Below are 11,723 nucleotides of genomic sequence, written 5' to 3'. Positions count from 1 at the left end.
GCTATAATTCTCGCAGCTCCTCCTGCGATTGACAACGTTGTCTTTTTTAGCCGAAAAAACCGACCGAAACAACATATGCCCCTAGCATAGGCTCAAACACCGGATATGTGTCAATATGATTTCCGCAACGTAGGGTTAATAACAAAAGCTTGGCGTGAAAGAATCGACCCAAAACCATTGAAATATGAGAGGCTTAACCTCTCGAAAATATTTCTGGCGACAAAGTTTCACCTCGTTTAGAAAATGAGGAAAAAATCGATACTAGCATGCTTGACCGACAGCATAAATTTCCCGTGAAGTGACTGGACATTCCCTATCAGAATGCATAATTTCCACTCACTCGCACAATGGTGTGCGGGTTTGTTCTCGGGGCGGGGTGCAACTCCCCACCGGCGGTATGAAGAGAGATCTTTGAGCCCGCGAGCGCCTGAAATTAAAGGTCAATTCGACCATCAATTTCAGGGTCAGCAGATCCGGTGAGATGCCGGAGCCGACGGTTAAAGTCCGGATGGAAGAGAGTAAAAGAATGTTTGGCAGCGCTCAATCTGGCGCTGCTCGCGTTCCTTTGTGCGCCCTGATTCTAGTTTCGTGAGGAACCTATGAACCAGAGCTATCCGAACAAGACATCCTTCAAAATTGCCTTCATTCAGGCACGCTGGCATGCGGACATTGTCGATGAAGCACGCAAAAGCTTCATAGCAGAACTTGCCGAAAAGACCGGCAGCAATGTGGAAGTCGAAGTCTTCGACGTTCCCGGCGCTTATGAAATTCCACTTCATGCAAAAACGCTTGCAAAGACGGGCCGCTATGCTGCTATCGTCGGTGCTGCATTCGTGATCGATGGCGGTATTTATCGCCATGATTTCGTTGCCACTGCAGTCATTAATGGCATGATGCAGGTACAGCTCGAAACAGAAGTTCCGGTATTGAGCGTCTCGCTGACGCCGCATCACTACCATGACAGCAAAGAGCATCACGACTTTTTCTTTAACCATTTCAAGGTGAAAGGTGTTGAAGCTGCACATGCCGCCTTGCAGATCGTGAGCGAACGCGCGCGCATCGAAGCATTGGTTTAAGGACTCAGCCGGGCTAGAGCGGTTCCTATTGAAACGGAATCGTAAGAACCGCTCTATCTCTTTGTTTTTACGAATTTTCTGGTGCATCGAAGCAGGATCAAAAGTTAGTCCAGTGAACTGATTTCCCTGCGCAGACGCTTCGCACTTTTGCTGAAAATGCTCTTGCAAATGCAAGGTTGGCTATTCAATGATGATACGCTCTGGGTGGGTGTAGATGTCGAATTCATCCCCGCGCACAAGTGCAACGAGCGTCAGATTGGCCTCCTCGGCCGTGCGAATGGCAAGCGCTGTGGGTGCCGAAATCGCGGCCAACAGTGGCACACCAAGAATAACTGCCTTCTGCACCATCTCCACTGAAACACGGCTTGTGAGCACCACCAAACCGCTGGTTGCAGGAATGTTTGCTTGCGCCAATGCACCGATAAGCTTGTCGAGTGCGTTGTGCCGCCCAACATCTTCGCGAACCGTCAAAAGCCCCTCGCCCGGCACATAAAACCCTGTGCCATGCACCGCATGGGTCTGCGCATTCAATTGCTGCGCACTACCAAGGGCTACAATCGCGGTAATGATCGACCCCGCTTTAAATTGCGTCTTATCTGGCTTGATAGAGACAAGCGGACGGATAGCCTGATCAATTGAATCGATACCGCACAAGCCGCAACCGACAGGCCCGGCCATAAACCTGCGCCGCGCCGTGAGCATCTCGCTACGTTCATCGACAAGCCGCATCTGAACATCAATGCCCTTTTCGAGCACTTCTATGTTCAGAACTTCGATTTCCGAAATATGACTTATGATGCCTTCGGTCAGGCTGAAACCAACAGCAAAATCTTGCAAATCAGCGGGTGTAGCCATCATGACTGCATGTGTCGTGCCGTTATAGCTCATCGCCACCGGCACTTCCTCGGGAACCTCACGCGAACTTTCACGATAATCCGCATGACGGCGTATCAGGCGCGGTATATTCTGGCTGATCTTATGCATTGTCATTTATCTCGCCGCTAACTCATCCAAGATAACGACCTGTCTAATCATTTACGGGCCACAGCTCAATGTCTTTAGAGCGACAATGAGCGCCAAACCCTTGCGATAGGCCTCGCAAACAAGCTATATCAGCTAACCTCAAAAGGTCTTAGAAGACGAAGTTTAGCTTTAGGTGGAAATTAATGGACATTCGCCAGATCGACGACAATTATTCAGTCACAGGCCAAATTTCGCCGGATGACGTGCGGGATATTGCGGCTGAAGGCTTTCAGACGATCATTTGCAATCGCCCGGATGGCGAAGGCGGCGAAGAGCAGCCTTCTTTTGCCGAAGTTGCCAAGGTTGCCGAGAAGGCTGGCATCAAGACATATTACATTCCGGTGATCGGTGGACAGCTCACGCAAGAAAATGTCGATGAGATGGCCTCAGCACTTGCCGAGGCCGAAGGCCCTATTTTGGGATATTGCCGCTCTGGGACGCGCTCAACGAATATTTACGGGATCGTGCAGAACCAAAAGCGCGCATAAAGAACGAACGCAAACTATGCGGACGGTGCTGGCGCAAAGGCATTTGAACAGTCTTTGCAAACATAGCTATCACCGTCCGGAAGCGCGCGGGCCAGAAAAGCGCGCGTTTGTGAACTTTGTACGGCGACCATTATGCGCCGAATACTGGCGATAATAGCTCATGCCGGTGCGAACGGCGGTGGCAACGACACCGCCCGCTACCATCATCCAGCCAATGATTTGCGGCCAGTTGAAGCTTTCGATTCCGCTACTCAGAGCGACGATGACGACACCGGCCCAGAGAATTGCAGCAGTGCGACGCCAGAAGACGGGGTTGAGTTCATCAAAGACCGCCTTCCACAAAGAGTGCACAAGGCAGGCGAAGAAAACGGCGGCAGCCAAACCAATATTCAGCAACTCGACCGGGAGCCAGTGTTGCGTATCCAGCATTGTTTTCATCATCCAAGTCATGCCGGGATTTTATAAGACAAGCCCGAACGGCTATTGTGTCTAAATCCCTAGCGTTGTTTCCATGTGGCCATTCAGCTTCCGCTTTGTGGCGTCAGCGTGGTAAAAGCATGGAAACCCCGTTTAAATACAGTCACATATTATTGCGATCACGCGAAATATCGTGTTGAAATCATTGATTTATCTGAGTTGAACACTGCAATCACCCACGTCAAAACCCTTGATAGGCTTAGGTTTTACGGTTTTTGGAACTCGGGAAACAGGCAAGTATTTCCGTGTTAAAGCCACGTTACATAACAACTCTGTAACAATTTGATATTGCAGAACTTCCGTAGTTAGCGGCGAACACCGCTCAGACGGCGCCCGACGCGCGCAAGTAGAATGACAGGCAATATGCCCACCGCTACAATCGCCAGCGCTGCAACAGATGCTTCTTCATAAGTGCCACGCGCCGCTTCGCCATAAAGGTGCGTGGCGAATGTCTCGATGTTAAGCGGACGCAACAGGAGCGTTGCAGGCAATTCTTTCACACAATCCACAAAGACCAGCAGCCCGGCTGCAACAATTGCCGTTTTGGAGAGCGGAAGATGCACATGGCAGAATGTGGCGGTTACACCGCGCCCGAGCGTGCGGGATGCCTGATCAAGCGATTGTGGAATACGTTCCAGCCCCGCATCGACCCCCCCGGCAGAGATTGCCAGAAATCGCGCCACATAAGCATAGATAATTGCAGCACCCGAACCGATCAGCAACAATCCGGTTGATATTCCGAACAGTGCGCCGAACACCTGATCGAACAACCGATCAACCGTGCCCGAGACAATCATGATGCCAATGGCAATCACTGTACCGGGTGCCGCATAGCCCATGGTGGAAAAGCGGTAAAACCAACGCGACGCAGTTCCAGGAAAAAGCCGCATGGCATAAGCCACCACCATGCCGAACAGCAGCACAAGAATTGTTGCAACTGAAGCCAGCATGACCGTGTTGAAAGCCTCACCGGCCAAACGTGGCGAGATACCAGCAAAGCGCATCCGTTTGACTGCCTCGATCACGAGGTAAGTCGCAGGCATGATAAAACCGATGATGATCGGCAGAGCGCAAAATACAAATAACCAGAAACCTTTGAAGCCGCTGACTTTTAGTGGTTCGAATCCGCGCGAATGACGAATATTGGATGAGAAGCGCTGTTTGCGGCGCGCCCAGCGTTCAATCGATACGAGCGCCACAACCAGCAGCAAAAGTGCCAACGCAAGCTGTGCTGCGCCCGGCAGATCAAACCGTGTAACCCAGGTCGTATAGATCGAAACCGTCAGTGTCCGCACACCGAGAAACTCGGCAGCGCCCACATCGTTAAGCGTTTCCATGAGCGCAAGACTAACACCAACCGCCACGGCAGGACGTGCCAGCGGCAGCGCTACACGCCAGAAAATCCCTCTGCGGCTCACGCCCAAGGTACGTGCAGCTTCAATTAGGCTGGCCGACTGCGTCAGAAACATCGCGCGCGTCGGAATATAGACATAAGGATAAAGAACGAAACCAAGCAAAATGATACAGCCGGTCATCGATCTTATATCAGGCAGACGGAACTGGCGCGGCGTATCGAACCCAAGCACAAAGCGGATCGCACTTTGCACAGGACCAATCGGATGCAGAATATCGAGATAGGCATAGGCGATAATATAGGTCGGCACTGCGAGCGGCAGCAAAAGCGCCCATTCCAGCACGCCGCGTCCGCGAAAATCATAAGCCGTCACAAGCCATGCAGTGGACGTTCCCACAAAGGCTGTAATAAGCCCCACCCCAACCAGCAAAACAACCGTATCTTTGAAGGCTGTTGCAAAGATTGTTGAGAAAAGATGGCCCCACAAGCCCGAAGAGCCACCCATCGCCTCAATTATAAGAGCCACAACTGGCAGACAAACAAGCAGCGCGATCAATCCGGAAAGCCATAACCAGCCGCGCCCGGATCGGACGCGATACGGCAGGGATGACGATGCAGCTTGCACTGTTTCCGGCATGCTTTCCTCATAGTACAACGCCGGCGCAATGGCTTGCACCGGCGTCATTTTTATAATGCAAATCAGCTTTAGTTATCAAAGCCGACTTTGTCGACCAGTTCACTAGCCTGCTTGCGATGCTTGACGATTTCCGAAAGTGGAACAGTGTCGATCTTCAGTTCACCAAAGGATTCCACAATCGGATCAATCGGAGCTCCTGCCTTAACCGGATATTCGTAGTTCGCCTGAGCATAGAGCTTCTGCGCATCGTCCGAAGCAAGATATTCAAGAAGCTTGACGGCTTCTTCCTTGTTCGGTGCATTCTTGGCAACGGCTGCGCCACTGATATTTACCTGCGTGCCACCGTTTGCGAAGGTAGGCAGAATGACCTTGATGCTGTCGGCCCATGCCTTCTGCTCATCGCCACTTTTGCCCGAACGCATCAGACCAACATAGTAAGAGTTTGCAACGGCAATATCACAGATACCACCCGCAATATCCTTGGCACCGTCACGGTCGCCGCCAGCAGCCTTACGTGCCAGATTGTCCTTGAGGCCCGTCAACCACTCTTCGGTCTTCTCTGCACCATTGTGAGCGATATAATCGGCAATTAAAGCTGTATTATAAGGATGCTGACCGGCGCGGATGCAGATTTTGCCCTTCCACTTTGGATCAGCGAGTTCTTCATAGGTGATCTGGTCGAGGTCAAGATCCTTGTCGGCATAGACAACACGAGCGCGCATCGACAAGCCGTACCAGTTGCCATCGGCATCGCGAAGCTGTTCAGGAATCGCATCCTTCAAGGCTTGAGAATCGACCTTCTGCGTGAGACCCTTATCGACCAGGTCGACGAGATTACCTGCATCCACAGTCATCAAAATATCGGCTGGAGATTTGTCGCCTTCCGAAGCAACACGTTCTGCGAGGCCATCTTTAAGGAAAACTGTGTTGACGGTCGTGCCCGTCTTTTCCTTATAGGCATCAAGCAAAGGCTGAATCAGGCCTGGCTCACGCGTTGTATAGATATTCACCTCATTTGCATTTGCGGCACCTGAGAGTAACGTCGCAGCCATGAGTGCAAGTCCAGCACGCGCGATCTTGGGCATTTTACCTCCGATAAATATGGTTCATTTGGAACTATATGATATGCAATCGGAATATATGGACTGAGTTTTGCAGGGTCAATCGCAGTAAGTGTTAAATATGAGTAATTTACTCATTTTTCTTAAAAACCAGCGACCTATCCCAATTAATTTGGAGGAAAATCACCTTGGAGGCGTCCGGCACATGATGTTCAGTCCGAACACGCAGACAGTCTTTGTGCCCCTCGAGATTGACCAGCAGCTCTTCCATCTCACCAAGATAGGTGTGTGTTTCGATGTGACCACGCAATGATCCGGCATGCTCGTCAGGAACAATAGCTATGTCACGTGGACGCACATAAACCAGCACATCACCCGTTACAGCCAAATCATTCGGCATATCAAACGCACCAAAAGTAGTTTCTATCTTAAGTCCGCGAACGGTTCCCTCAAGCGCATTAAAATCACAGAAGAAATCAGCGGCATACCGGCTAGCTGGGCGATCATGAAGATCCCGCGCCGGGCCCTGCTGCACAATTTCGCCGGAACGCATCAAGACCACCCGATCACCGGTTGAAAGCGCTTCTTCGGCTTCATGCGTTACGATGATAACCGGCGTGCCAAGTGCGCGCAAAAGCGCCATGGTTTCACTACGCACCCGCGCACGCAGCCCACGATCAAGATTGGAAAAAGGTTCATCCATCAACAGCAGATCAGGCTTTGGCGCCAAGGCCCTGATGAGTGCGACACGCTGTTGCTCGCCGCCCGACAGCATATGAGGATAACGGTCGCCCATAGCCGAAAGCCCGACAAGTTCCAGCAGCTCATTGACGCGAGCCACCGCTTGCTCCTTTCGCAGTTTACGCAAGCCGAACAATACGTTTTCGCGCACGGTCAAATGTGGAAACAGTGCATAATCCTGAAAGACCACGCCGATGTTGCGCTTTTCCGGCTCAACGAAAACCAACGGCCCAACAAGGGTACGCCCACCCATGGTCAGTTTGCCTTCGTCCGGTGCATCGATGCCCGCAATGATACGCAGGAGCGAAGTTTTGCCACAGCCGGAATGCCCCACAAGACAAATAATCTCCCCCGGCAGCACATCAAGCGAGATATGATCGAGCGCCCGCACCGTGCCAAACCGACGGCCAACGCCGGAAAGTGTCAGCGCTGGAGCCGTTTCGTGATCAAGCTTTGTGTCTTGCTGTGTGCGTGCATCCATAGAAGAGGCCAAGAGTCCTGTTTTCATCAAATTGCATATAAAGGCACTTGAACCGCTTTGCCAATAAAACAAGAGCAAACATGTCAGGCATTTCCCTTTTCATCCTTTAAATCGGGATAATTTACCTCCTTATCCAGTTGAATAAGCTTGTAAATCGAGCAATGCTGCACTCACTTTTTTTGCATTGCAGGAGACTCACCATGGGGCCGATCATCGACAAAGTGGCAACTGCTGATCGTTTGCCACCGGAAACGAAGATCGCAGTCATCGGCGCGGGCGTGATTGGGGTCTCAACAGCGCTTTTTCTGGCTGAGCGTGGCATACCTGTCGCCTTGTTCGAAAAGGGCGACATTGCTGGTGAGCAATCGAGCCGCAACTGGGGCTGGTGTCGTCGCACGGGCCGCGATAGCCGCGAACTCCCGCTGATCGTTGAAAGCATGCGTCTTTGGGAGGGTATGAACGAACGCACCGGGCGCGAAACGGGATTTCGCACCACCGGCATTGTTTATACTGCCGAAAAAGAGGAGGAAGTTGAGCGTTATGCTCAATGGATCAAGATTGCCCGCGAACATGGTATTGAAACAGAACTTTTGAGCGGTCAGCAAGCAGCAGGCTTTACATCAGGTCTCACACGATCACTCAAAGGCGGAATGATTACACCGCTTGATGGTCGTGCGGAGCCACAAAATGCAGTTCCAGCAATTGCCGCAAAAGCGCAGGAACTTGGCGCAGTGATTTTGCAGAACTGTGCCATGCGTGGAATTGAAACTACCAATGGCCGGGTTTCGGGTGTTTTAACCGAAAAAGGCCGCGTCGCGTGTGAGGCAATTGTTGTTGCGGGTGGTGCGTGGTCACGACTGATCCTGTCTGATTTCGATGCACATCTGCCCCAACTTAAAGTGCGCTCGTCGGTCTTTCGCACTGCACCACTCGATGCTGGTGTCGATCCGGCAATCGCCTTTTCGGATTTCGCACTGCGTAAACGCATCGATGGCGGCTATACGGTTGCGAGTCTTGGAGGGTCGATAGCCGACATCGTGCCCGATAGTTTCCGTTTCTTCCGCGATTTCATTCCGTCGCTCTCGACCGAATGGCGTTCATTACGCTTTCGCTTTGGTGAAAGATTCTTTGAAGAAGCGTTTCAATGGAAGCTCAAACCCGCCGATCAGGTTTCTATCTTTGAGAAAATCCGCACGCTCGACCCAGAACCACATCGCACAGCCAATGCACAAGTTCTGACCAAGCTCAAGCAAGCAATTCCGTCGTTTGCTTCCGCAACCATTGCACAGGAGTGGGCCGGACTTATCGACACAATGCCAGATGTCATTCCGGTGATCTCACCCCTGCCCGGCATTGATGGTCTTATCGTTGCAACAGGTTTTTCCGGGCATGGTTTTGGTATCGGCCCCGGTGCAGGGCGACTGGTCGCTGATATGGTGAGCGGCGAAACGCCAGTCGTCGATCCTTCGGCATTCCATCTTTCGCGATTTTCGGACGGCTCAAAGCTGCGGATCGAAAACTGGGGTTAAACTTGGTTAAAGCCGGTTGATCGTTCCAGCGGCTGCCATCACCAAAGGCGCAAAATGACTGGCGAATGTTTCTTTATTCCACTCGCTGAGTGAACCACCCACATGAAGCGCCGCTACCGGACGACCATCCGGTCCGCGAATGGCAGCGCCAATAGCGATTTCGCCCTGCAGAACTTCTTCCGACGCAAGCGCATAGCCATTTTCACGCGCTTCTAGAACTTTATCCCATATTTCCTGTGGATCGGTGATTGTGCGCGGCGTAAACTTACGACGATTTGAGCGTTCAATAATCTCATTGACTTCATCGTCACCCAATTGTGCCATCACTGCCCGGCCACCAGACGTACAATAAAGCGGCACGCTGTTACCGATAAGCGTTGCAAAAAAAGCCTCGCGTTTACTTTGCAGTCGCAGCGCATAAACCAGCCGCAAATTGTCACGAACGCTCAAATCGACGCGCTCGCTGGCATCGCGCCGCAGTTCCAGCAGCGATGGCAGCGCACGCACGATCACAGAATTCAGACGCAGATAGTCGAGTGTATGGTCGAGTATGCGAATACCAGGAACATAACCGCGATCATTCGGGTCGCGTTCGATATAGCCCTGTTGGCGCAATGTATGAACGATGCGCTGAACAGCACTTTTCCCCATTCCGCATATTTTGGCGATCTCGTTAAGGGTCAGCGGCTTACTGGTTCCGTGAAAAGCGGAAAGCACCTGCATAGCCCGCGCTATGGCGTTTACGAACAGCGGATCGTCCGCCTCCGTATCAGGAGCCGAACGCACTCCATATTCCACTCTTTCAACATCGCGCATAGCCCCTCCTTTTAGAGCGCATTTCGTTCTGATCTATCAGATCTACGCCCTAAACCTTTGTTTTAACGCGCATCCTTTCCGAAAACCGTTTCACACTTTTCGGGATGCGCTCTAAATCCCCTTGACACCCTAGCAAAATGCCAGCTATCGTCAATAACAATACTACCGTATCGACTATCGATACCATTGTCAATCGCGGGGAGTGATTGGCTGGTAGAGGAGGAGGAAAGAATGCGCGGAACAAATGTGAATTTCGACGCGAGCAAAAAGGTTGGATGTCAAAGCCACCAGACAGCAACATTGCTGTCAGAAAAAATAACGGAACATCATTTGCAAATGGGAAAAACAATGTTTTACGGACACAACTCTCAGCCTTCATTGAAGGCGAAAGTGCAGCCAAAGCGCAGCCTCAACAGATTCCGCTCTGCTCTCGCAGGCATGGCAGCGGTGCTGCTTGCAAGCTCCACGGCGTTTTCGCTGCCTGCTCAGGCACAGACGATTACGGCAGTCATGGAAGGGCTGCGGGTTCTCGATCCGGTCATCACAACTGCGCATATCACACGCAATCATGCCTACATGATCTATGACGTGTTGGTAGCGGTTGATGACAAGTTCCAGCCACAGCCACAAATGGCGAGTTGGACCGTTTCCGACGACAACAAGACCTATACATTCACGCTGCGCGACGGATTGAAATTCCATGATGGCGCGCCTGTTACTGCTGCCGATGCGGTTGCTTCGCTCAAGCGTTGGGGTCAGCGCGATTCCGGTGGTCAGACAATTTTCAAGTTGACAGAAAGTCTTGAGCCAAAAGACGACAAGACTATCGTCTGGACATTGACCAAGCCTTTCCCACCGCTTCTTGACACCATCGCCAAGCAGTCGGCCCTTCCGCCATTCATCATGCCAGCACGTATTGCAGCAACACCTGCTGATACCGCAATCACCGAACATGTTGGATCGGGCCCGTTCAAATTCGTGCCAGAGGAATTCCAGCCGGGCGTAAGTGCGACCTATGTCAAGTTTGAGGATTATGTCCCGCGTGACGAGCCGCCAAGCTGGATGGCCGGCGGCAAAAAAGTAAACGTCGAGAAGGTCAAATGGGTCACGATGGCTGACTCACAGACTGCTGTGAATGCCATCATGTCTGGTGAAGTCGATTTCATCGATCAGGTTCCAGTTGATCTTCTGCCGATCCTTGAAACCAGCGAAGATATTGCAATCGAACTGCGTGATGATCTTGGTTATCAGGCCATTGGACGCATGAATTTCAAGCATCCGCCATTCGATAACAAGAAAGTCCGTCAGGCCGCTCTTAAAGCTCTGAACCAGAAAGACTTCTTGGCCAACATCGTTGGCAATCCTGAGTATTTCAAGGTTTGCGGCGCGATTTTTGGCTGCGGAACACCACTCGGTGATGAAACCGGCGGTGAATCCCTTATCAATGGCGGCGACATTGAAGGCGCAAAGAAGCTCCTCGCAGAATCTGGTTATGATGGAACACCTGTCGTTATTCTTCAGCCTACCGATGTTCGCGTGATTGCATCGCAGCCTATCGTTGCAGCACAGGCTCTTCGTGCAGCAGGATTCACTGTCGATTTGCAGCCGATGGATTGGCAGAGCGTTGTCACCCGTCGCGCCAATAAGGCAAAGCCAAGCGAAGGCGGTTGGAACATGTTCTTCACCAACTGGATCGTGCCGGAAGTTGATAATCCGCTGATCAGCCCTATGCTGAACGGTCGTGGTGATCAGGCATGGTTCGGCTGGCCGCAGGATGACGAAATCGAAACCATGCGTCAGGAATTCATTGACGCGACGACGCCTGAACAGCGCAAGGAAATTGCGAAGAAGATTCAGATCCACGCGATGGACACTGTCAGCTACCTGCCGCTTGGCCAGTTCTATTCGCCACATGCACGCAGCAAAGCCCTCGAAGACATGGTCATGTCTCCGGTACAGGTCTTCTGGAACGTGAAGAAGGCCGAATAGGCTTTCGAAACTACCGCGCACAAAAGCGGCAGTTACCAAACAGGCGGCAGT

At 51.8% G+C, this 11,723-nt stretch carries 10 protein-coding genes and 1 riboswitch; of the genes, 4 read left to right on the top strand and 6 right to left on the bottom strand.

Translation table 11 applies throughout. The annotated features are described in order from the left end of the window. The first annotated feature begins 358 nt into the window (after window positions 1–358). A riboswitch (FMN riboswitch) is annotated at window positions 359–524 on the top strand. Between the two features lie 75 nt (window positions 525–599). Beyond that, the gene (locus tag CEV31_RS09325) at window positions 600–1,076 is read left to right on the top strand and encodes a 6,7-dimethyl-8-ribityllumazine synthase (protein ID WP_094506792.1); all 477 of its coding nucleotides are present in this window, start codon (window positions 600–602) and stop codon (window positions 1,074–1,076) included. 180 nt (window positions 1,077–1,256) lie between these two features. Here CEV31_RS09325 and fdhD read toward each other — a convergent pair whose 3' ends face one another. Continuing rightward, window positions 1,257–2,066, bottom strand: coding sequence for a formate dehydrogenase accessory sulfurtransferase FdhD (fdhD, locus tag CEV31_RS09320; protein WP_094506791.1), 810 nt, complete (start codon window positions 2,064–2,066; stop codon window positions 1,257–1,259). A 176-nt stretch (window positions 2,067–2,242) separates the two neighbouring features. Here fdhD and CEV31_RS09315 point away from each other — a divergent pair, with 176 nt between their 5' ends. Next, window positions 2,243–2,587 carry a TIGR01244 family sulfur transferase gene (locus CEV31_RS09315; protein ID WP_094506790.1) on the top strand — a complete coding sequence of 115 codons (345 nt, stop codon included), beginning with the start codon at window positions 2,243–2,245 and terminating at the stop codon, window positions 2,585–2,587. Between the two features lie 69 nt (window positions 2,588–2,656). On the opposite strand, the gene CEV31_RS09310 is transcribed toward CEV31_RS09315, so the two are convergent. The 4 genes from CEV31_RS09310 to CEV31_RS09295 all read right to left on the bottom strand — a co-directional run bounded on the left by CEV31_RS09310 (window position 2,657) and on the right by CEV31_RS09295 (window position 7,338). Continuing rightward, a complete protein-coding gene (locus tag CEV31_RS09310; RefSeq protein ID WP_210190905.1) occupies window positions 2,657–3,037 on the bottom strand; it encodes a hypothetical protein in 381 nt (126 codons plus the stop codon). A gap of 332 nt (window positions 3,038–3,369) precedes the next feature. After that, window positions 3,370–5,055 (bottom strand): ABC transporter permease, encoded by a 1,686-nt coding sequence (locus tag CEV31_RS09305; RefSeq protein WP_094506825.1) that lies wholly within the window; start codon window positions 5,053–5,055, stop codon window positions 3,370–3,372. Between the two features lie 68 nt (window positions 5,056–5,123). Continuing rightward, window positions 5,124–6,140 (bottom strand): Fe(3+) ABC transporter substrate-binding protein, encoded by a 1,017-nt coding sequence (locus CEV31_RS09300; protein ID WP_094506789.1) that lies wholly within the window; start codon window positions 6,138–6,140, stop codon window positions 5,124–5,126. A 106-nt stretch (window positions 6,141–6,246) separates the two neighbouring features. After that, a complete protein-coding gene (locus tag CEV31_RS09295; protein ID WP_094506788.1) occupies window positions 6,247–7,338 on the bottom strand; it encodes an ABC transporter ATP-binding protein in 1,092 nt (363 codons plus the stop codon). A 200-nt stretch (window positions 7,339–7,538) separates the two neighbouring features. On the opposite strand from CEV31_RS09295, the gene CEV31_RS09290 reads away from it, so the two are divergent. Then, window positions 7,539–8,867, top strand: coding sequence for an NAD(P)/FAD-dependent oxidoreductase (locus CEV31_RS09290; RefSeq protein WP_094506787.1), 1,329 nt, complete (start codon window positions 7,539–7,541; stop codon window positions 8,865–8,867). A 6-nt stretch (window positions 8,868–8,873) separates the two neighbouring features. Here the strand turns inward: CEV31_RS09290 and CEV31_RS09285 are convergent, their stop codons facing one another. Continuing rightward, entirely contained in the window at window positions 8,874–9,683 is an 810-nt protein-coding gene (locus CEV31_RS09285; RefSeq protein ID WP_094506786.1) for an IclR family transcriptional regulator, read from the bottom strand. Window positions 9,684–10,121: 438 nt separating this feature from the next. Between CEV31_RS09285 and CEV31_RS09280 the strand changes: the two genes are divergently transcribed. Next, window positions 10,122–11,672: an ABC transporter substrate-binding protein gene (locus tag CEV31_RS09280; protein WP_210190906.1), complete on the top strand. Its 1,551-nt coding sequence runs from the start codon at window positions 10,122–10,124 to the stop codon at window positions 11,670–11,672. The last annotated feature ends 51 nt before the right edge of the window (window positions 11,673–11,723 follow it).

The sequence above is a fragment of the Brucella thiophenivorans genome (genome assembly GCF_002252445.1).
In the GTDB taxonomy this organism is placed as follows: domain Bacteria; phylum Pseudomonadota; class Alphaproteobacteria; order Rhizobiales; family Rhizobiaceae; genus Brucella; species Brucella thiophenivorans.
Note: the sequence above shows the minus strand (reverse complement) of the source record. Positions and strands in the feature narration are given on the sequence as shown.

Coding starts and splice junctions, on each gene's coding strand:
- CEV31_RS09325 (WP_094506792.1), top strand. CDS start 600: ATGAACCAGAGCTATCCGAACAAGACATCCTTCAAAATTGCCTTCATT.
- fdhD (WP_094506791.1), bottom strand. CDS start 2,066: ATGACAATGCATAAGATCAGCCAGAATATACCGCGCCTGATACGCCGT.
- CEV31_RS09315 (WP_094506790.1), top strand. CDS start 2,243: ATGGACATTCGCCAGATCGACGACAATTATTCAGTCACAGGCCAAATT.
- CEV31_RS09310 (WP_210190905.1), bottom strand. CDS start 3,037: ATGACTTGGATGATGAAAACAATGCTGGATACGCAACACTGGCTCCCG.
- CEV31_RS09305 (WP_094506825.1), bottom strand. CDS start 5,055: ATGCCGGAAACAGTGCAAGCTGCATCGTCATCCCTGCCGTATCGCGTC.
- CEV31_RS09300 (WP_094506789.1), bottom strand. CDS start 6,140: ATGCCCAAGATCGCGCGTGCTGGACTTGCACTCATGGCTGCGACGTTA.
- CEV31_RS09295 (WP_094506788.1), bottom strand. CDS start 7,338: ATGGATGCACGCACACAGCAAGACACAAAGCTTGATCACGAAACGGCT.
- CEV31_RS09290 (WP_094506787.1), top strand. CDS start 7,539: ATGGGGCCGATCATCGACAAAGTGGCAACTGCTGATCGTTTGCCACCG.
- CEV31_RS09285 (WP_094506786.1), bottom strand. CDS start 9,683: ATGCGCGATGTTGAAAGAGTGGAATATGGAGTGCGTTCGGCTCCTGAT.
- CEV31_RS09280 (WP_210190906.1), top strand. CDS start 10,122: ATGGCAGCGGTGCTGCTTGCAAGCTCCACGGCGTTTTCGCTGCCTGCT.